Raw genomic sequence first — 19,154 nt, 5'->3', positions numbered from 1 at the left:
GTGGCACCTGGCTATGGCTCATGCTGCTCGTCGCACCGGTGGTCCCTGCCCTGGAGGTGACCTTGACTGCAAAATACCAGGGCGGTGGGTCGGGACGGTTCGAGAATACTACGCCGCCTGGAGGGCTCTGCCAGAGCTGGGGTTCGACTTGCCGTAACCAGATGACCGTCACCCTGCCTATCACCTATACCAAGACCACGATCCGGACAGCTTCGGATGTGCGCGATACCTTTTTCGTCAAGGTTCCTGCTCGACGGGAAATCGAGGTGCGCTCGGACGACGGGCTCGAATCCCGGCGCATGGTGTTCGAATGGACCGCGCTCAGCCAGCGCGTGCTCGGCGCGAATCTCAATCGACATACGCTTTATCAGGCCACGCCGGAGGGCGGCTGCAGCAGTATCGGCAGCGTATCGCAGTTCCGTCCGGCCCTCGTCTCCTACCTCTGGCGCATCGGCGATCCGATCTCGCCGGGTGCCTGCACTGCAGATGGTGGTTACGCTGCTGCGGGCTTCAGCCAGAACCTCGACGTACAGGAAACCAGCGTCGCCTTCCAACTCGACCTGCCACCGCCTTACCGCCTGCGTTCTGGCACCTATCGAGGCTCCACCACCTACCGCATCGGCCCGGGCATGGACTTCGACTTCGGAAATGGGGTGTCGGCGCTCAGCGGCGATACCCTGACCGTCAATTTCGAACTGGATGTGCAGCATGCCTTCGTGTTCGAGTTTCCCCCAGGCTCCGACCGTGCCGTGCTCGAGCCCCGGGGCGGCTGGCAGGCATGGCTGGGCGGTGGTCGGGTTCCACAGCGGCTTTATCGCGACCTGCCTTTTCGGGTGTGGTCGACCGGCCCGTTCAAGGTCTACAAGCTGTGCCAGTACGACAGTGGTACGCAGTGCGCGATCCGAGATGCCGCCAGCCATCAGGCCGACCTGGGAGTGGCACTCAGCCTGCCTGGCGGGATCCAGCATGGGGGCGGCGCGGTGCAGCGACTGCCGCTACCCACGGGGCGCGCCATGGCAGTGCAGTTCGAATCGGTACAGCCGGTGGCGAACCGCCCCGGGCAGTTGCACTTCGCCATCGAATCCGATCAGGTACGCGGCATGCTGGCCAATGCCGGAAGCACCTACACTGGCCTGGTTACCGTCGTTTTCGATGCCGAGTTGTAGTCCATGGACATGACGAGCGAGGAACGAGCATGAGCAGGGTACTGGTGGTCGACGACCACCCTTTCATCCGCTCGACCGTGTGCATGCTGTTGCGCCAGGAACGGCTGGAGGTCGTCGGGCAGGCGGACAATGGTATCGATGCACTGCGGTTGATGCGTCAGGAACCGGTGGACCTGGTGATCCTGGACATCACCATGCCGGGCCTGGATGGCCTGGAGGTGATCGCCCGGATGCGCAGCCTGGAGCACCCGGCCAAGTCGCTGATCCTCACCTCGCAACTGGCCGAGGCCTATTCGCTGCGTTGCATGCAGGCCGGCGCTGCGGGCTACGTGTCCAAGACCGATGATCTTGGCGAACTGAACAAGGCGGTGCGCGCGGTGCTTTCCGGTTACACCTACTTTCCGCAGGTGACGCTCAGCTCGGTGCACCGGCAGGATCTCAAGGCCAGCGAGGCACAGTGCATCGCCAGCCTCACCGACCGTGAACTGATGGTTCTGCAGCAGTTGGCCAGGGGCTTGAGCAACAAGGCAATTGGCGATGCGATGTTGCTGAGCAACAAGACCATCAGCACCTACAAGAGCCGTCTGCTGGAAAAGCTGCGGGTCCGTTCGCTCATCGATCTCGCGGATTTCGCCCGCCGCAACCTGCTGATCTAGAGCTGTCCAGTGCTCGGGCGAGCCCTGTCGCTGGCGCTGCTGTTGTGCCTGATCGCCCCGCCGGTGGCGGCTGCCACCCAGTTGCATTCGTGGGTTGTCCTAGAGGGGCCGACCATCGAGCCGACGCAAGACGCCCTGCGCTGGTTGTGGGAGCGAGGTCGGTTGCGCCTGGGTATCGTCGAACGACACGATCCCCCTTTCGACCTGCTGGGCACTGGCCAGACCTATGAGGGTATCACTGCCGACTACGCCAGCCTGGTGGCGGCGCGTTTGCGCCTGCCGGTCGAGGTGCAGGTGTTTGCCTCGCAGGATGAAGCCTTTGCAGCGTTGCGTGATGCACGCGTCGACCTGGTCGGCTCGGTGACTGCACGCCAGGCCCAGGATGCGGGGCTGCGCTTGTCGCACCCCTATGCCGAGGATCGGCCCATGCTGATGGCGGCTCGGCCGACCAGCGTACCTGGTCCAGGGCATGAGCCCGGTATGCGCCTGGCCATGGTTGAAGGTTATCGCCCACTGGAGCAGGTTCTGGCGGTCTACCCGCTGGCGCAGGTCCAGTGGCATGCCTCGCCGTTCAGTGCCATGGCCGCGCTGGTACTGGGCCAGGCCGATGTGTACATCGGGGATGGCCTCAAAGGGCGCTACCTGCTGGGGCGCAGTCAGCTGTTCGGGGTCGAGGCGGTCGGTCACGCAGACCTGGATTCACAGGCGATCGGTTTTGCCATGCTCGACTCGACCGGACCGCTGGCGGCCCTGGTCGATGACGCCCTCGCCAGCCTTGGCGAGCCCCAGCATGAGCAGATCCGCCGACGCTGGAGCCCTTTGGTAATGGCGGCCTACGATCCTGCGGCCTTGCAGTTGAGCACTTCCGAGCAGCGCTGGATCGCTGACAATCCTGTGGTCAAGGTGGTGCTGGACGAACAGTTGCTACCCCTGAGCTATCGCGATGCCAAGATGGGGCTGCAGGGGCTTAGCCTGGACATCCTGCAATGGGTCAGCCAGCGCACCGGGTTGCGTTTCGAGGTGCAGGGCACAGGCACTATCGAGCAGATGATCGAGTGGGTACGTCAAGGGCGTGCGCAAGTGATTGCCGGTTTGGCCTACAGCCCGCAACGGGCCCGCGAGCTGAGTTTCAGTCGGGCTTACCTGAGTGCGTCAAGGGTGCTGGTGACACGTGAAGACGCCCCCGGCCCCGCGAGCCTGGCCGGGCTGGAGGGGCACCGACTTGGCGTGATCCTGGGCAGTGCCGTGCCGGACCTCCTGGCCCAGCGCTACCCGCGTATCCGCTTGCAAGCCTATGACGGGGCGCTGGAGGCCCTGCACGCGGTCGCCCGCGGCCAGGTGAGCGCGGCGGTGCTGACCTACGACGATGCGCGGCCGATGATCGCTCGATGGTACCCGGGGCGGGTGAAGATCGCGGCCAGCGTATCCTTGCCACCGGCTCACTTTGCGTTGGCCACGGCGCGCGGCGAGCAGGAGTTGCAGAGCATCCTGAACAAGGCTCTGCTCAGCCTCTCCCCACAGGAAACCGATGCCCTGGTGCGCCGCTGGCGCAACCCGCTGATCGTGGGGGACGGGGTCTGGTCACGCTATCGTGGCAAGATCCTGGGAGGCTTCGCGGCGGCCTTGGGCCTGCTGTTGCTGGCGCTGGTATGGATCCGTTACCTGCGCCGTCTGCAGCGAGAGGCGGCACGGGCGCGCCGCGAGGCTGAGGCGGCGAACCAGGCCAAGACGGATTTTCTCACCACCATGAGCCATGAAATCCGCACCCCGCTGCACGCCGTGCTGGGCATGCTTGAACTGGCCCAGCGCAAGGCGGGCCAAGGTGTCCTCGACCGCATGGCCATCGAGGTGGCCACCGATGCCGCACGCGGCCTGCTTGAGCTGGTCGGTGACATTCTCGATGTCAGCCGGATCGAAGCCGGACGTTTGCAACTGGCGCCGCAGCGGGTCGTGCTGGGTGAGCAGGTGGCCAGCGTGGTTCAGTTGTTCGAAGAGCAGGCGCGGGCCAAGGGGCTGGTGTTGGAGCTGGACATGCGCGGTGCACAGGCGTGCGAGGTCATGCTCGACCCTCTGCGCTTCAAGCAGATCCTCGCCAACGTCCTGAGCAATGCGATCAAGTTCACTGGGGAGGGCCATGTCCGGGTTGATTTGCAGGCGCGTGCGCAGGGGGCCAGGCTCACGGTCGAGCTGGTCGTGGAGGATACCGGGATCGGCATTGCCGCCGATGAATTGGCAGTTCTTGGCCAGCTCTTTCGCCAGGCCAGCAACCAGCGGCAATCGCCACGGCAGAGCGCCGGGCTGGGTTTGGCCATCAGTCGCAGCCTGTGCCAGATGATGGGGGGGCACCTGAGGCTGGACAGTGTGCTGGGGCAGGGAACACGCGTGTGCATCCACCTTGAGTTGCCCTTGCTGACCGCGCAGGAAGCTCGTGAGGGGCCGACCGTGCCCACAGCCATGGCGCACTTCGCCAGATTGCGGGTGCTGGTGGTCGATGACTATCCGGCCAACCGTCTGCTGCTGGCGCAGCAGCTCGATTACCTTGGCCATCAGGCCCGCGTCGCCGAAGATGGCACGCAGGCCTTGCGCTTGTGGCTCAAGGAGCATTTCGATGTGGTGATCAGCGATTGCAGCATGCCACGCCTCGGTGGGCAGGCGCTGGCGCGGGCAATCCGCGAACATGAGCGGCGCAGCGAGCGTCCGCGCTGCCGGGTCATCGGGCTCACGGCCAGCGCCCTGGCCGATGAGCGAAACCGTTGCCGGGCGGCGGGCATGGACGCTTGCCTGTTCAAACCGCTGGGGCTGCAAGACCTGGAGCGGGTGCTGACGGCCTGTCGTCCACCCTCGCGAGCGACCGCATGCGGGCAACCGATCCTGGACATGGCCCATTTGACGCGTCTGGTGGGCAAGGACCAGGCTGCGCTCAATGCCTTGCTGGCCGATTTGCGCAGCAGCAATCGCAGCGACCTCGAGCGTCTGCAGGCGTTCAGGCACCAGCCGCAGGCGCTTGCGCAACTGGCCCACCGGGTCAAGGGCGCTGCGCGCATCGTGCGCGCCCGCACCTTGGTGACGTTGTGCGAACGCCTCGAACGGACCTGCGCCGAGCCGTCCCCTGCACCGGTGAAATTGGGCGCAGATGTGCGCGCCTTGCGCACAGCGATGCAGCAACTGGATCGCCAGCTCGAGCGCCACGCCGCCGCTGGCGGCATGGCGGTGGCGTCATATCATCCCGAGCAACAACAGCACCAGCAGCACCACCAGTACAGCGCCGACGATGCCGGACGGGCCATAGCCCCAACTGCGCGAATGGGGGAAGACCGGTAAGCCACCGATCAGCAGCAGGATCAGAATGATGATGAGGATCGTGGTCATGGGCGAAGTCCTTGCGTGATTGAGGGGCAAGGGCCTGGAACTGCTGGCCTCTTGTAGATTCGGACTGGTGCCGCTTGGGAAAGATTCCATTGGTGTGCGGCTTCTTCGCAGGATCGATACTGACCAATGGGTCATGCCCATCCATTCACTATCCTGATGGACCCTGCCTGGCTGGCCGACGTTGATTAGACTCGGTTGCAATTCAGTCGGCACAAGGCCCGTCACCATGCAAAACCGCATCATGATCACAGGCGCAGGTTCCGGCCTGGGACGCGAGATCGCCCTGCGCTGGGCTCGAGAGGGTTGGCGCCTGGCGCTGGCCGATGTCAGCGATGCAGGCCTGCGCGAAACCCTGGAGCTGGTACGTACCGCAGGCGGCAGTGGTTTCGTGCAGCGTTGCGACGTGCGTGACTACAGCCAGCTCACCGCCCTGGCCCAAGCCTGCGAGGAGCAATTCGGCGGCATCGATGTGATCGTCAATAACGCAGGCGTCGCCTCGGGCGGGTTTTTCGCCGAGCTGTCGCTCGAGGATTGGGACTGGCAGATCGCAGTCAACCTGATGGGCGTGGTCAAGGGCTGCAAGGCGTTTCTGCCACTGCTCGAGCGCAGCAAGGGGCGCATCATCAACATCGCCTCGATGGCGGCGTTGATGCAAGGGCCGGGGATGAGCAACTACAACGTCGCCAAGGCCGGAGTGCTGGCGCTGTCGGAAAGCCTGCTGGTGGAGTTGCGCCAGCTAGAGGTGGGGGTGCATGTGGTGTGCCCGTCGTTCTTCCAGACCAATCTGCTCGACTCCTTCCGCGGGCCGAATCCTGCGATGAAGGCGCAGGTCGGCAAGCTGCTGGAGGGCTCTCCGATCACCGCTGCCGACATCGCCGACTACATCCATGCCCAGGTCGATGCCGGTGAGTTCCTGATCCTGCCGCACGAGGCCGGGCGCGACGCCTGGCGCCTGAAGTGCGAAGCCCCGCAGGTGTTGTATGACGAAATGGCCGCCATGGCGGTGAAGATGCGAGCCAAGGCGCGCTCGGGTCACTAGGTTTTTGTGGTGTCGGTCTGTAGGCGTTTTTACCTTGCTAGGTAGGTCCGGTCTTTTTCATGGGTGAATGATTGAATAGGCCGGAACCCCAGCGCAGGCTCGGGTTTTCCCTCGATCTGGAGGATCGGAGCATGCTGGTAATCGGACGCGAAATCGGCGAGGTCATCACCATCGGCGAGAACATCCGCATCAAGGTGATGGCCGTAGAAGGCGGGGTAGTGCGCTTCGGGATCAGTGCACCGCGTGAGGTGGTGGTGCACCGCTCGGAGATTCACAAGCGTATCAAGGAGCAGGAGCTGGAGCGCAGCACTTCGGCTTAGGGGCTGTCTGAAATGTGTCTGCGCGAAGGCCAGACAAGGCGAAACGGGGGGAGGAACGCCCGGGGTCGCGCACGACTGTACTGGAGTACATGAGCGTTCCGAGCCCCGTTTCAACGCAGTATGGGCGAGTGCAGATACATTTCAGGCAGACCCTAGTCCAGAAGCTCCCGTGGCACATCATGCTTGGCCAGTAACTGGCACTGCTGGCTTTCCAGATCGAAGAGAATGAACGCCTGGCCCTTGGCCAAGGCCTGGCGCACGCGCAGCACGCGGGTTTCCAGTGGGGTGTCGTCGCCGTTGTCGGTGCCGTCGCGGGTGACGAAGTCTTCGATCAGGCGGGTGAGGGTGTCGGCTTCGAGTTGGTCGTAGGGGATCAGCATGATGGCTATCGGGTTGGGCAGGTTGGGCTGCATGCTACTTGAAAGTGGGGCAGGGACGTTAATTGCCGGCGACGTCTGGGCGGGGTCACCCGCGTAGACGCCGCCGCCAGGTTCAGCTCTTGTTGCCCACCAGGCTATCCACCGCTGGCACCCGGGTATCGCTCTCCATTTGCGCATCATGCTCCAGTTGATGACTGAAGCGCTCCAGAGAAGTATTGGCCGGTTGCGAGTCGCTGGCGAACACGGGCGGGCTGAGCAGGTACGCCGACAACAGGCGACTCAGTGCAGCCAGGCTGTCGATGTGGGTGCGCTCGTAACCGTGAGTGGCGTCGCAACCGAACGCCACCAGCGCAGTGCGGATATCGTGCCCGGCCGTGACCGCCGAGTGGGCGTCGCTGAAGTAGTAGCGGAACAGGTCGCGGCGTACCGGCAACTCCTGGTCGCTCGCGAGCTTGAGCAGATGGCGGGACAGGTGGTAGTCGTACGGCCCTGAAGAGTCCTGCATCGCCACGCTTACCGCATGCTCGCTGGACGCCTGCCCCGGCGCCACCGGGGCGATGTCGATGCCGACGAACTCGCTGACATCCCAAGGCAGCGCGCCTGCGGCCCCGGACCCGGTTTCCTCGGTGATGGTGAACAGCGGATGGCAGTCGATCAGCGGTTGGCGGCCACTTTCCACCACAGCCTTGAGGGCTGCGAGCAATGCCGCCACGCCGGCTTTGTCGTCCAGGTGACGGGCGCTGATATGGCCGCTGTCGGTGAATTCCGGTAGCGGGTCGAAGGCGACGAAGTCACCGATGCCGATGCCCAGCGCCTCGCAATCGGCGCGGGTAGCGCAGTAAGCGTCCAGGCGCACCTCAACGTGTTCCCAACTGATCGGCATCTGGTCGATGGCGGTGTTGAAAGCGTGCCCGCTGGCCATCAACGGCAGCACGCTGCCGCGAAACACGCCGGTGTCGGTGAACACGCTGACCCGGCTGCCTTCGGCGAAGCGGCTGGACCAGTGCCCCACCGCCGACAGGGCCAGGCGGCCGTTGTCCTGCAACTGCCGCACGCTGGCGCCGATGGTGTCCAGGTGTGCCGAGACGGCGCGATCGGGCGAACTCTGACGGCCCTTGAGCGTGGCGCGGATGGTGCCACGGCGGGTCAGCTCGAAGGGGATGCCCAGTTCGTCCAGGCGCTCGGCTACGTAGCGCACGATGGTATCGGTGAAGCCGGTTGGACTGGGGATGGCAAGCATCTCCAGGAGGACGCGCTTGAGGTAGTCCAGGTCGGGTTCGGGGAGTCGTTCGGACATGGGTACTCCTTGGGGTCTTTGCTGGCTTTTTCGCGGGCAAGCCCATTCCACAAGGGCTTGCCCGCGAAAAGGCCAGCAGCGATTCAGGCCAGGGCCTGGCTATGCGGGAACAGCAGATCCACGAACCGCTCCGCAGTCGGCTGCGGTTCATGGTTGGCCAGCCCGGCCCGTTCGTTGGCTTCGATGATCACGTAGTCTGGCTGCTGCGCATCGCGCACCATCAGGTCCAGGCCCACCACCGGAATCTCCAGCGCCCGCGCAGCCCTCACCGCCGCATCGGCGAGCACCGGGTGCAACTGTTCGGTGACATCTTCCAGGGTGCCGCCCGTGTGCAGGTTTGCCGTGCGCCGCACCGCCAGGCGCTGGCCTGCGGGCAATACGTCTTCAAAGCCCAGCCCGCAGGCGCGCAGGGTGCGCTCGGTTTCCTCATCCATCGGGATGCGGCTTTCACCCCCGGTTGCGGCCTGGCGACGGCGGCTCTGGGCCTCGATCAGTGCCTTTATGGTGTGCTTGCCGTCGCCGATCACCTCGGCCGGATGGCGAATGGCGGCGGCCACCACCTCGAAGCCGATCACCAGGATGCGCAGGTCGAAACCGGCGTGGAAGCTCTCGAGCAGCACGCGGCTGTCGAAACGCCGGGCGTGCTCCACAGCCTGGCTGATCTCGTCGTATTCGGTGAGGTTGACCGCGACACCCTGGCCCTGCTCGCCATCCACCGGCTTGACCACCACGGCGCCATGCTCTTCGAGAAAGGCCAGGTTGTCGTCGGCGTTGCCCGCCAACTGCTGGGCAGGCACTTGCAGCCCGGCATCGTGCAGCACCTTGCGGGTCAGGCGCTTGTCCTGGCACAGGGTCATGGTCACGGCGCTGGTCAAGTCACTCAGTGATTCGCGACAGCGAATCCTGCGCCCGCCCAGGCTCAGGGTGAACAGCCCGGCGCTGGCGTCGTCCACCTGGACTTCGATACCACGGCGCAGGGCTTCGTTGACGATGATCCGCGCGTAGGGATTGAGCCCGGCTTCAGGGCCAGGGCCGAGGAACAGTTCCTGGTTGATGCCATTCCTGCGCTTGACGGCGAAGGTGGGCAGGTTGCGAAAGCCCAGCTTCTGGTAAAGCCGCTTGGCCTGGCGGTTGTCGTGCATCACCGACAGGTCGAGGTAAGCCAGGCCGCGGCTCATGAAGTGCTCCACCAGATGGCGCACCAGCACTTCGCCGACACCCGGACGGCTGCACTGCGGGGAGACGGCCAGGCACCACAGGCTGCTGCCGTGCTCGGGGTCGTCGAAAGCCTTGCTGTGGTTCAGCCCCATGACGCTGCCGATCACGGCGCCGGTGTCTTCGTCCTCGGCCATCCAGTACACCGGGCCGCCCAGATGGCGCGGGGTGAGCAGCTCGGGATTGACCGGCATCATGCCGCGCGCCTGGTACAGCGTGTTGATTGCTTGCCAGTCGCCTTCGGCCTGCGCGCGGCGGATGCGAAAGCCCCGGAACACGCGCTGCGCCGGGCGGTAGTCGGTGAACCACAGGCGCAGGGTGTCGGAGGGGTCGAGGAACAGCTGTTGCGGCGCCTGGGCCAGCAACTGCTGGGGGGCCGCCACGTACAGGGCGATGTCACGTTCGCCGGGCTGTTCGTCGAGCATGGCCTCGGCAAGTTGTGCAGGGTCAGGGTAGGTGTGGCCGATCAGCAACCGCCCCCAGCCGCAGTGCACCGCACGCGGTTGGTCGTGCGGGTCGCTGCCGTCGCCCGCCAGGCGGGCCTGCAGGCGTTCGTAGGAGGGCGCCTGGCCGCGCAGCAGGCGCTGGCCATAGGCACTATGGGCTTTCATCGGTCAGATTCCTTGTTCGCTGAGCCACAGGTTCAGGGCCGCCAATTGCCACAGCTTGGAGCCGCGCAGCGGGGTCAGTTGGCCATGCGGGTTGCTCAGCAGGCGGTCGAGCATCGCCGGGTTGAACAGGCCGCGGTCCTGGCTCGGGTCGGTCAGCAGTTCGCGTACCCAGCCAAGGGTCGCGCCCTCCAGGTGCTTGAGGCCGGGTACGGGGAAGTAGCCCTTCTTGCGGTCGATGACTTCATGGGGAATGACCCGTCGCGCCGCCTGCTTGAGCACCTGCTTGCCACCGTCGGGCAGCTTGAAGCGCGCCGGGATACGTGCAGAAAGTTCGACCAGGCGATAGTCGAGGAACGGCGTACGTGCCTCCAGCCCCCAGGCCATGGTCATGTTGTCGACACGCTTGACCGGGTCGTCGACCAGCATCACCGTGCTGTCCAGGCGCAGGGCCTTGTCCACCGCATGGGTTGCACCGGGGCGGGCGAAGTGCTCGCGGACGAAATCGCCAGCGGCATCGTTGTCCAGCAACCAGGGGGCCTGCACGGTGTCGCGGTATTCGTCGTGGCTACGGTCGAAGAACGCCTTGCGATAGGCGCCGAAGGCATCCTCGGCGCCATCGACCTGCGGATACCAGTGGTAACCGGCGAACAATTCGTCGGCGCCCTGGCCGCTCTGCACGCCCTTGCAGTGCTTGGCGACTTCACGCGAGAGCAGATAGAAGGCGATGCAGTCGTGGCTGACCATCGGCTCGCTCATGGCGCGGAAGGCGGCCGGCAATTGCTCGATGATCTCGTGTTCGGCGATGCGCAGCTGGTGGTGGCGGGTGCCGTAGTGCTTGGCGATCAGGTCCGAGTACTGGAACTCGTCGCCACGTTCGCCGCCGGCATCCTCGAAACCGATGGAGAAAGTCGACAGGTCGTCCACACCGACCTCGCGCAGCAGGCCGACCAGCAGACTGGAGTCGACACCGCCTGACAGCAGCACGCCGACATCCACAGCCGCGCGCTGGCGGATCGCCACGGCATCGCGGGTGGCATCGAGCACGCGGGTGGTCCAGCCTTCGAGATCGAGGTCCTGCTCGTCCGGGTGCGGGCCGTAATGCAGCTGCCACCAGGTCTGGCGCTCGACTTCACCGTGGCGGTCGATGCGCATCCAGGTGCCGGGCTCGAGCTTCTGCACGTTGGCCAGTATCGTGCGCGGGGCGGGCACCACGGCGTGGAAGTTGAGGTAGTGGTTGAGCGCCACCGGATCGATCATCGGGTCGATGTCGCCGCCCTTGAGCAGCGCCGGCAGGGTCGAGGCGAAGCGCAGGCGCTCGCCGTTGCGCGACAGGTACAGCGGCTTGACGCCGAGGCGGTCGCGGGCCAGGAACAGGCGCTGGTTGTCGCGTTCCCAGATGGCCAGGGCAAACATGCCGTTGAGCTTGGGCAGCAGCGCGGCGCCCCAGGCGTGGTAGCCCTTGAGCAGCACTTCGGTGTCGCCGTCGGACCAGAACCTGTAACCCAGGTCCTGCAGTTCCTGGCGCAGCTCCGGGAAGTTGTAGATGGCGCCGTTGAAGGCCAGGGACAGGCCGAGGGTGTTATCGACCATCGGCTGCGCCGAGCCGTCGGACAGGTCCATGATCTTCAGGCGCCGATGGCCGAGGGCGATCGGCCCCTGGCTATGGAAGCCCCAGGCATCAGGGCCGCGTGGCGCCAGATGGTGGGTGATGCGCTCCACCGCGGCGAGATCCGCCGGGCGGGGGGCTTGGTCGATGGGGGTGAAACGCAACTCTCCTGCTAATCCGCACATAAGTCCTTACCGGTTTTGCCGTTGGGGAAAGAGTGCCCCCACATGGGGCACCTTAAGGAACTGACCCGGGGGATTTGCGGGAGTTTTAGATCAATCTGTTATATGGGACGGGTGGGTGCCGTTTCATTTGCCGCGAATCAGCTTGCGCAGCGTGAACCGGTTTGGATGACAGGCCTCGGCCACAGCCCGAGGCACCGGCAGTGGTTCGCCACTGGCCCAGGCAGCGATCAGCTCGCCGCTCAGAGGCGCAGTGATCAGGCCGCGTGAGCCATGGCCGCTGTTGACGTACAGGCCTTCCAGCCAGGGGCAGTCGATGGCCGGGACCTGTCGGGCATCCTTGGCCAGCATTGAATAGGTCGTGCTGAACGCAGCAGGGTCGGCCAGCGGCCCGACGATCGGCAGGTAATCCGGGCTGGTGCAACGGAACGCTGCACGCCCCTGCAGTTGCGCCGGATCCAGTGCGCTCGTATCGAGGCGCTGCGCCAGGTCGGCAGAAATCGCCTCCAGCAGGCCAAGATTGCTTGCGTGCTCGCCGGCAGTGGGGGCGAGGTCGAGGCTATGGAAGTCGAAACTGGCGCCGAGGGTATGCTCGCCGTCGCGCGCCGGTGCGACGTAGCCGTCGGCGCAGACCACGGTGCCCAGCGCCTGGCTGCGCTCGGTCAGTGGCAGGCGGGTGATCTGTCCGCGGATACGCTTGAGCGGCAGCTCGGCGCATGCCTCGAAGTTGCATATCTCAGCGGCGCCGGCCAGTACCACCAGCGGCGCACTGGCCAGTAATTGTTCGCCGTCCCAGGCCTGCCACAGACCGTCGATGCGGCGCAGTTCGATCACCTGGTGATGGTTGAGCAGGCGAATGCGTGGGTGTTGCAGTTGCGCGTGGCACAGTGCGGGCGGGTGTACCCAGCCACCCTCGGGGTAGAACAGCCCACCGCTGGCCAGGGCGACCCCGGCGACCGCTTCGGCCTGCTCGCGATCCAGGCACTGCAGCAGGCTGCTGTCAAAGGCGCTGGCCAGCTTGGCCTGGCGCTCGGCTTCCTTGGTGTCGAAGGCCAGTTGCAGCACGCCGCAGTCGTCCCAGTCACGGCCACGCTGCAGGCGTTCTAGCCAACGGCGGGTGTAGCCGAACCCGGCGAGAATCATCTGCGACAAGGCAGTGCCATGCGCCGAGAGCTTGAGGTACAGCACGCCCTGGGGGTTGCCGGAAGCCTCTCGGGCCGGGGCGTCGTGGCGCTCCAGCACCTCGACCTGCCAACCGCGTGCGGCCAGGCTGGCGGCGCTGGCGCAACCGGCCAGCCCGGCGCCGATGACCAGTGCGCGACGGGGGCCGTTCACGGGGGCGGGGCGTGCATACCAGGGGGTGGGTTGCGGCGGTGTCGGCAGGTCTTCAGGCCAGCCGACGAATTCTCCCCCCATCACTTCCCACTTCTTGCCCAGCCCCGGCACTTTCTTGATCGCAAAACCGGCGGCCGCCAGGCCACGGCGTACCCAGCCGGTGGTGGTAAAGGTCCCCAGCGTGGTGCCGGGGCGTGACAGCCGCGCCAGTTGCGCGAACAGTTCCGGCGTCCACATGTCCGGGTTCTTCGCCGGAGCGAAACCGTCCAGAAACCAGGCGTCGATGGGCGCGTCGAGCTGAGGCAACTGTTCCAGCACGTCACCGACCAGCAGGGTGAGGGTGATCCGGCCCTGTTCGAAGCTGAATTGCTGGAAGCCCGGGTGCACTGCCACGTACTGCGCCAGCAAGGGTTCGCTGTAGGGCGCAAGCTCCGGCCACAGCGCTGCAGCGCGTGCCAGGTCGGCGCGGCTCAGCGGGTACTTCTCGACACTGACGAAGTGCAGCCGCGCCTCGGGGTGGGCTTTTTCTGCGAACAGTTGCCAGGCACAGAAGAAGTTCATGCCGGTACCAAAACCGGTCTCGCCGATCACCAGGCAGGCGTGTGGCGCAAGCTCGGCGAAGCGCCGGGCCAGGTGGTTGCGTTCGAGGAAGACGTATACCGTTTCGTGCACGCCCTCGTTCTTCGAGAAGTAGACGTCGTCGTATTGCCGCGAGTGAGGGCGGCCCTGGTCGTCCCAGTCGATCTGGGCGTGCTGGGGGAGTGGGGTATCAGGCATGGTCTGTTCGGCTGGCAGTGAGGCGGAGATTTTATGCCATCTGCGTCGCCGACGCTGTATCCGCCGTGGTGAAGAGGGCGCAAGACTGGCGTGCAATCCGCTACTCTTGCTTATCCATCGAAGGAGTGAGTCATGTTCGAATCTGCGGAGATCGGTCACAGCATCGACAAGGATACCTACGAGGCCGAGGTGCCGGCCCTGCGCGAGGCGTTGCTGGAGGCCCAGTTCGAGCTCAAGCAGCAGGCGCGCTTTCCGGTCATCGTGCTGATCAACGGCATTGAGGGCGCCGGCAAGGGCGAGACGGTGAAGCTGCTCAACGAGTGGATGGACCCGCGGATGATCGAAGTGCTGACCTTCGACCAGCAGACCGATGAGGAGCTGGCTCGTCCGCCGGCGTGGCGCTACTGGCGCGCCCTGCCGCCCAAGGGGCGCATGGGCGTGTTCTTCGGTAATTGGTACAGCCAGATGATTCAGGGGCGGGTGCATGGCCGCTTCAAGGATGCGGTGCTGGACCAGGCCATTACTGGCGCCGAGCGCCTTGAGCAGATGCTTTGTGACGAAGGCGCGCTGATCATCAAGTTCTGGTTCCATCTCTCCAAGAAGCAGATGAAGACCCGGCTTAAGGCCCTGCGCGACGACCCGTTGCACAGCTGGCGGATCAGCCCGCTGGACTGGCAGCAGTCGCAGACCTACGACCGCTTCGTGCGCTTTGGCGAGCGGGTGCTGCGCCGCACCAGCCGCGACTACGCGCCTTGGCATGTGATCGAAGGTGTCGATCCGTACTACCGGGCGCTGGCGGTGGGGCGCATTCTGCTTGAAAGTCTGCAGTCGGCGCTGGCCAACGCGCCGAAGGGCAAGCACCAGGGCAATGTCGCGCCATTTGGGCGCAGTATCGATCAATTGAGCCTGCTCGGTGCCCTGGATCTCACCCAGCGCCTCGACAAGCACGACTACCAGAAGCAGCTGGTCGCCGAGCAGGCGCGCCTGGCCGGGCTGCTGCGGCACAAGCGCATGCGTGAGCATGCCCTCATCGCGGTGTTCGAAGGCAACGATGCTGCGGGCAAGGGCGGGGCGATTCGCCGCGTGGCTGCTGCGCTGGACCCGCGTCAGTACCGTATCGTACCGATCGCCGCACCCACCGAGGAGGAGCGCGCCCAGCCTTATTTGTGGCGCTTTTGGCGACATGTGCCGGCGCGCGGCAAGTTCACCATCTTCGACCGCTCCTGGTATGGCAGGGTACTGGTCGAGCGGGTCGAAGGGTTCTGCACCCCGGCCGACTGGATGCGCGCCTATGGCGAGATCAATGATTTCGAGGAGCAGTTGAGCAACGCGGGCATCGTGGTCGTGAAGTTCTGGCTGGCAATCGACCAAGAGACACAGTTGCAGCGTTTCGAGGAACGCGAAGAGATCCCGTTCAAGCGCTACAAGATTACCGAGGAAGACTGGCGCAACCGCGACAAGTGGGATGTATACGCCGAGGCTGTGGGCGACATGGTCGATCGTACCAGCACCGAGATAGCCCCCTGGACACTGGTGGAGGCCAACGACAAGCGCTGGGCGCGGGTCAAGGTGCTGCGCACCATCAACGATGCACTGGAGGCGGCGTTCGCCAAGCACAAGAAGTAACGCCCCTCACGCCGCGGGGCAGCCATGCCCCGCAGGAATGACCCGATGAATTCTTTTCCCGCCACTTTCTGCCAGCCCCACCTTTGCAGCCCTTAGACTTCAGTCACCCCACTCAGGGCATTGATCGAGGACGCTATGCACATTTCTTCCGGACGCTGGGTCCATGGGCTGTTCCTGGCACTGCTGACCGCGCTGTTGTGGGGCATTCTGCCGATCAAGCTCAAGCAGGTACTGCAGGTGATGGACCCGATCACGGTCACCTGGTATCGGCTGCTGGTCTCCGGCGGCCTGTTGTTCGCCTGGCTGGCCGCGAACCGGCGCCTGCCGCCGTTCCAGCGCCTGGGGCGCAAGGGCTTTGGCCTGGTAGCGGTGGCCGTGTGTGGGCTGATGGGCAATTATGTGCTGTACCTGGTCGGTCTCAAACTGCTCAGCCCGGGCACCGCGCAACTGGTGGTGCAACTGGGGCCGGTGCTGTTGCTGGTGGCCAGTGTGTTCGTGTTCAAGGAGCGTTTCAGCTTGGGCCAGGGTATCGGGTTGCTGGTGCTGCTGGCCGGTTTCGGGCTGTTCTTCAACCAGCGCCTGGACGAACTGCTGACATCACTTGGGGCCTACACCACCGGTGTACTGACGATCATCCTGGCCACCAGCATCTGGGTGTTCTATGCCCTGAGCCAGAAGCAACTGCTGTCGGTCTGGCACTCGCAGCAGGTGATGATGGTGATCTACCTGTGCTGTGCGGCGCTGCTGACGCCCTGGGTGCATCCGCTGGAGGCGCTGCAACTGACGGCTGTACAAGGCTGGTTGCTGCTGGCGTGCTGCCTGAACACCCTGGTCGCCTATGGCGCATTTGCCGAGGCCTTGGCGCATTGGGAAGCATCGCGGGTGAGTGCGACCTTGGCACTGACGCCACTGGTCACCTTTGTTGCGGTGGCACTGTCGGCCTGGGTGTGGCCTGAGTACGTGCATGCCGAACAGATCAATGCGCTGGGCTATGCCGGGGCGGTGACGGTGGTGGCAGGGTCGGCACTGGTGGCGCTGGGGCCTTCGCTGATGGCGGGGTGGCGGGCGCGGCGGGCCAGGGTGGCAGAGGTTCGCTGATAATCGGCGGTGGCCTCTTCGCGGGCAAGCCCGCGAAGAGGCCCCTATCGGCTCAGGATCAGCCCTTGGCCCCCGGTGCCAGCATGTTTTCCGGGCGCACCCACTGATCGAACTGCTCGTTGGTCAGGTACTTGAGCTCCAGCGCTGCCTCGCGCAGGGTCTTGCCCTCGCTGTAGGCCTTCTTGGCGATTTCCGCCGCCTTGTCGTAGCCGATGTGCGGGTTCAGCGCCGTCACCAGCATCAGCCCGCGCTCCAGGTGGGCGGCCATCTGCTCGGCGTCCGGCTCGATGCCGGCCACGCAGTGCTCCTGGAAGTTGCGACAGCCATCGGCCAGCAGTTCGATCGACTGCAGCAGGTTGTGGATGATCACCGGCTTGAACACGTTCAACTGCAAGTGCCCCTGGCTGGCCGCGAAGCCGATCGCCGCATCGTTGCCCAGTACCTGGCAGGCCAGCATCGACAGGGCTTCGCATTGAGTAGGGTTGACCTTGCCCGGCATGATCGAGCTGCCTGGCTCGTTGGCCGGCAGGCGCACTTCGGCAAGCCCTGCACGCGGGCCGGAACCCAGCAGACGCAGGTCGTTGGCGATCTTCATCAGAGCCACGGCCAGGGTCTTGAGCGCGCCCGCCAGGCTGGTCAGCGGCTCATGGCCGGCGAGGGCGGCGAATTTGTTCGGTGCGGTGACGAACGGCAGGCCGGACAGCGCTGCCAGCTCCGCGGCGATGGCTTCGGCAAAACCGTGCGGGGCGTTGAGGCCGGTGCCCACGGCAGTGCCGCCCTGGGCCAGCTCGCAGACTGCCGGAAGGGTGGCGCGGATTGCCCGCTGGGCGTAGTCGAGCTGTGCAACGAAGGCCGAGACTTCCTGGCCGAAGGTGATGGGCGTGGCGTCCATCATGTGCGTGCGGCCAGTCTTGACCAGGTTCGAGTGGCGCGCCGACAGTTCTGCCAGGCCCGACGAGAGCTCGGCGATGGCCGGCAGCAACTTGCCATGCACGGCCTGGGCGGCGGCGATGCTCATGGCCGTGGGGAAGCAGTCGTTGGAGCTCTGCGAGCGGTTGACGTGATCGTTCGGGTGTACAGGCAGTTTGCCGCCACGGCCCTTGCCGGCCAGTTCGTTGGCGCGCCCGGCGATCACCTCGTTGACGTTCATGTTGCTCTGGGTGCCGCTGCCGGTCTGCCAGACCACCAGCGGGAACTGATCGTCGTGTTTGCCGTCGAGCACTTCGTCGGCGGCCTGTTCGATCAGTCGGGCAATGTCGGCTGGCAGGTCGCCGTTGCGGTCGTTGACCCGCGCCGCAGCTTTCTTGACCAGCGCCAGGGCGTGCAGGACAGCCAGGGGCATGCGCTCCTTGCCGATGGCGAAGTTGATCAGCGAACGCTGGGTCTGTGCGCCCCAGTAAGCGTCCTCTGGAACTTCGACCGGGCCCAGGCTGTCTGTCTCGATACGGCTCATGCTGCGCTCACTCCTTTGTTCAGTCAGAAATCGCAGTTTAGGCCCTGATCCACCCGGGCGGTCAATCGCTCGTCTTGTCACTTGAGCACAGTGCCCTCTGCGGCGCAGAATGCTCTACTCTGAGGTATCCGCCTCACCCTCTCATGAAGGAATTGCAATGACCCGCCTCCGTGTCCTTTTTGCCGCTGTCGCCCTGGCCTGTGCCAGCGGCCAGGTCCTCGCTGCCACCCCGAGCCACAACGCCGCCGCCGAGAAATTCCTGACCCTGGCCAATGCCGACAAGCTGGGCACCCCGGTGTACATGCAGGTCCAGCAGATGTTCGCCCAGCGCTTCGAGCAGACCAAGGCCCCGGCCGCGAAGAAATCCGTGCTCGACAGCTATCAGGCCAAGGCCAACGCGGCCCTGGACAATGCCATCGGCTGGAAGAAGCTCAAGCCGCAGATGGTCAACCTGTACACCGCGACCTTCACCGAGCAGGAGCTCAACGATCTGGTCAAGTTCTACGAGTCGCCGCTGGGCAAGAAAGTCCTGCGCGAAATGCCCAAGGTCACCCAGCAGTCGGCCCAGCTGACCCAGCAGAGCCTGGAGCCTGCAGTGCCGGTGGTGAACAAGCTGCTGGACGACATGACCAAAGAGCTGGACCCGAACGCTGGCAAGGCCGCGGCCCCGGCGAAGAAGTGAGCCTGAATCGATGAGCATGCAGCAACGCATCGAGCAGCAACTGGCACCGCTTGGCGATCAGCACCTGCAGGTGCTGAACGAAAGCCACATGCACAGTCGCGGGCAGGAGACGCATTACAAGGCGGTGCTGGTCAGCGAGCAGTTCGCCGGCCTGAACAGCGTCAAGCGTCACCAGAAGGTCTACGCCACCATGGGCGAGCTGATGGGCGAGATTCACGCCCTGGCCATTCATACCTACACGCCTGAAGAATGGGCGCAGGTAGGGGCGGCGCCTGCTTCGCCGGTGTGTGCCGGCGGCGGGCACTGAAACCTTTCCGTCGTTCTGGTAGAATCCGCGTCATC

General features: G+C 65.0%; 15 protein-coding genes and 1 pseudogene. 9 read left to right on the top strand and 7 right to left on the bottom strand.

From position 1 onward, the window contains the following. Nucleotides 1-161 precede the first annotated feature (161 nt). The 3 genes and pseudogenes from ACK3BK_RS18655 to ACK3BK_RS18645 all read left to right on the top strand — a co-directional run. Nucleotides 162-1,166 (top strand): hypothetical protein, encoded by a 1,005-nt coding sequence (locus ACK3BK_RS18655; protein WP_238348361.1) that lies wholly within the window; start codon nt 162-164, stop codon nt 1,164-1,166. 29 nt (nt 1,167-1,195) lie between these two features. Next, the gene (locus tag ACK3BK_RS18650) at nt 1,196-1,822 is read left to right on the top strand and encodes a response regulator transcription factor (protein ID WP_186667018.1); all 627 of its coding nucleotides are present in this window, start codon (nt 1,196-1,198) and stop codon (nt 1,820-1,822) included. Between the two features lie 9 nt (nt 1,823-1,831). Next, nucleotides 1,832-4,936 (top strand): annotated as a pseudogene (locus ACK3BK_RS18645) (transporter substrate-binding domain-containing protein); the annotation flags it as partial. Nucleotides 4,937-5,038: 102 nt separating this feature from the next. Here ACK3BK_RS18645 and ACK3BK_RS18640 read toward each other — a convergent pair. After that, nucleotides 5,039-5,191: a DUF3309 family protein gene (locus ACK3BK_RS18640; RefSeq protein ID WP_065862157.1), complete on the bottom strand. Its 153-nt coding sequence runs from the start codon at nt 5,189-5,191 to the stop codon at nt 5,039-5,041. Nucleotides 5,192-5,417: 226 nt separating this feature from the next. Here ACK3BK_RS18640 and ACK3BK_RS18635 point away from each other — a divergent pair, with 226 nt between their 5' ends. Next, complete coding sequence (locus tag ACK3BK_RS18635; protein WP_186710159.1) at nt 5,418-6,230, top strand: SDR family oxidoreductase; 813 nt, start codon at nt 5,418-5,420, stop codon at nt 6,228-6,230. A gap of 131 nt (nt 6,231-6,361) precedes the next feature. Continuing rightward, nucleotides 6,362-6,550 (top strand): carbon storage regulator CsrA, encoded by a 189-nt coding sequence (gene csrA, locus ACK3BK_RS18630; protein ID WP_186710158.1) that lies wholly within the window; start codon nt 6,362-6,364, stop codon nt 6,548-6,550. A gap of 152 nt (nt 6,551-6,702) precedes the next feature. Here csrA and ACK3BK_RS18625 read toward each other — a convergent pair whose 3' ends face one another. The 5 genes from ACK3BK_RS18625 to mnmC all read right to left on the bottom strand — a co-directional run bounded on the left by ACK3BK_RS18625 (nt 6,703) and on the right by mnmC (nt 13,953). Then, on the bottom strand, nt 6,703-6,930 hold the full coding sequence (locus tag ACK3BK_RS18625; RefSeq protein ID WP_054893888.1) for a YheU family protein: 228 nt from the start codon (nt 6,928-6,930) through the stop codon (nt 6,703-6,705). A 112-nt stretch (nt 6,931-7,042) separates the two neighbouring features. Then, entirely contained in the window at nt 7,043-8,227 is a 1,185-nt protein-coding gene (locus tag ACK3BK_RS18620) for an osmoprotectant NAGGN system M42 family peptidase (RefSeq protein ID WP_186667013.1), read from the bottom strand. An 83-nt stretch (nt 8,228-8,310) separates the two neighbouring features. Then, on the bottom strand, nt 8,311-10,053 hold the full coding sequence (ngg, locus tag ACK3BK_RS18615; RefSeq protein ID WP_186711773.1) for an N-acetylglutaminylglutamine synthetase: 1,743 nt from the start codon (nt 10,051-10,053) through the stop codon (nt 8,311-8,313). 3 nt (nt 10,054-10,056) lie between these two features. Further along, nucleotides 10,057-11,844: an N-acetylglutaminylglutamine amidotransferase gene (locus ACK3BK_RS18610; RefSeq protein WP_411383055.1), complete on the bottom strand. Its 1,788-nt coding sequence runs from the start codon at nt 11,842-11,844 to the stop codon at nt 10,057-10,059. Between the two features lie 123 nt (nt 11,845-11,967). Continuing rightward, entirely contained in the window at nt 11,968-13,953 is a 1,986-nt protein-coding gene (gene mnmC, locus ACK3BK_RS18605; RefSeq protein ID WP_288376236.1) for a bifunctional tRNA (5-methylaminomethyl-2-thiouridine)(34)-methyltransferase MnmD/FAD-dependent 5-carboxymethylaminomethyl-2-thiouridine(34) oxidoreductase MnmC, read from the bottom strand. Between the two features lie 132 nt (nt 13,954-14,085). Here mnmC and pap point away from each other — a divergent pair, with 132 nt between their 5' ends. Together pap and ACK3BK_RS18595 are read left to right on the top strand one after the other, a co-directional pair. After that, a complete protein-coding gene (pap, locus tag ACK3BK_RS18600; RefSeq protein WP_186666661.1) occupies nt 14,086-15,579 on the top strand; it encodes a polyphosphate:AMP phosphotransferase in 1,494 nt (497 codons plus the stop codon). Nucleotides 15,580-15,714: 135 nt separating this feature from the next. After that, nucleotides 15,715-16,677 (top strand): DMT family transporter, encoded by a 963-nt coding sequence (locus ACK3BK_RS18595; RefSeq protein WP_411383054.1) that lies wholly within the window; start codon nt 15,715-15,717, stop codon nt 16,675-16,677. 58 nt (nt 16,678-16,735) lie between these two features. Here the strand turns inward: ACK3BK_RS18595 and ACK3BK_RS18590 are convergent, their stop codons facing one another. Beyond that, entirely contained in the window at nt 16,736-18,130 is a 1,395-nt protein-coding gene (locus ACK3BK_RS18590) for a class II fumarate hydratase (RefSeq protein ID WP_186666659.1), read from the bottom strand. 157 nt (nt 18,131-18,287) lie between these two features. Between ACK3BK_RS18590 and ACK3BK_RS18585 the strand changes: the two genes are divergently transcribed. Together ACK3BK_RS18585 and ACK3BK_RS18580 are read left to right on the top strand one after the other, a co-directional pair. Continuing rightward, nucleotides 18,288-18,812, top strand: coding sequence for a DUF2059 domain-containing protein (locus ACK3BK_RS18585; protein WP_151926280.1), 525 nt, complete (start codon nt 18,288-18,290; stop codon nt 18,810-18,812). A 10-nt stretch (nt 18,813-18,822) separates the two neighbouring features. Continuing rightward, complete coding sequence (locus ACK3BK_RS18580) at nt 18,823-19,119, top strand: BolA family protein (RefSeq protein ID WP_153772849.1); 297 nt, start codon at nt 18,823-18,825, stop codon at nt 19,117-19,119. The last annotated feature ends 35 nt before the right edge of the window (nt 19,120-19,154 follow it).

Source organism: Pseudomonas sp. L7 (genome assembly GCF_046605565.1).
Classification (GTDB): Bacteria; Pseudomonadota; Gammaproteobacteria; order Pseudomonadales; family Pseudomonadaceae; genus Aquipseudomonas; species Aquipseudomonas wayambapalatensis.
The sequence above is the reverse complement of the archived record's forward strand: the minus strand, read 5'-3'. Positions and strand labels throughout refer to the sequence as shown.

Excerpts from the sequence above, each read along its gene's own strand:
- ACK3BK_RS18635 (WP_186710159.1), top strand. The coding sequence starts at position 5,418 with ATGCAAAACCGCATCATGATCACAGGCGCAGGTTCCGGCCTGGGACGC.
- ACK3BK_RS18650 (WP_186667018.1), top strand. The coding sequence starts at position 1,196 with ATGAGCAGGGTACTGGTGGTCGACGACCACCCTTTCATCCGCTCGACC.
- pap (WP_186666661.1), top strand. The coding sequence starts at position 14,086 with ATGTTCGAATCTGCGGAGATCGGTCACAGCATCGACAAGGATACCTAC.
- csrA (WP_186710158.1), top strand. The coding sequence starts at position 6,362 with ATGCTGGTAATCGGACGCGAAATCGGCGAGGTCATCACCATCGGCGAG.
- ACK3BK_RS18620 (WP_186667013.1), bottom strand. The coding sequence starts at position 8,227 with ATGTCCGAACGACTCCCCGAACCCGACCTGGACTACCTCAAGCGCGTC.
- ACK3BK_RS18580 (WP_153772849.1), top strand. The coding sequence starts at position 18,823 with ATGAGCATGCAGCAACGCATCGAGCAGCAACTGGCACCGCTTGGCGAT.
- ACK3BK_RS18640 (WP_065862157.1), bottom strand. The coding sequence starts at position 5,191 with ATGACCACGATCCTCATCATCATTCTGATCCTGCTGCTGATCGGTGGC.
- mnmC (WP_288376236.1), bottom strand. The coding sequence starts at position 13,953 with ATGCCTGATACCCCACTCCCCCAGCACGCCCAGATCGACTGGGACGAC.
- ACK3BK_RS18610 (WP_411383055.1), bottom strand. The coding sequence starts at position 11,844 with ATGTGCGGATTAGCAGGAGAGTTGCGTTTCACCCCCATCGACCAAGCC.
- ACK3BK_RS18590 (WP_186666659.1), bottom strand. The coding sequence starts at position 18,130 with ATGAGCCGTATCGAGACAGACAGCCTGGGCCCGGTCGAAGTTCCAGAG.
- ngg (WP_186711773.1), bottom strand. The coding sequence starts at position 10,053 with ATGAAAGCCCATAGTGCCTATGGCCAGCGCCTGCTGCGCGGCCAGGCG.
- ACK3BK_RS18595 (WP_411383054.1), top strand. The coding sequence starts at position 15,715 with ATGCACATTTCTTCCGGACGCTGGGTCCATGGGCTGTTCCTGGCACTG.
- ACK3BK_RS18625 (WP_054893888.1), bottom strand. The coding sequence starts at position 6,930 with ATGCTGATCCCCTACGACCAACTCGAAGCCGACACCCTCACCCGCCTG.
- ACK3BK_RS18655 (WP_238348361.1), top strand. The coding sequence starts at position 162 with ATGACCGTCACCCTGCCTATCACCTATACCAAGACCACGATCCGGACA.
- ACK3BK_RS18585 (WP_151926280.1), top strand. The coding sequence starts at position 18,288 with ATGACCCGCCTCCGTGTCCTTTTTGCCGCTGTCGCCCTGGCCTGTGCC.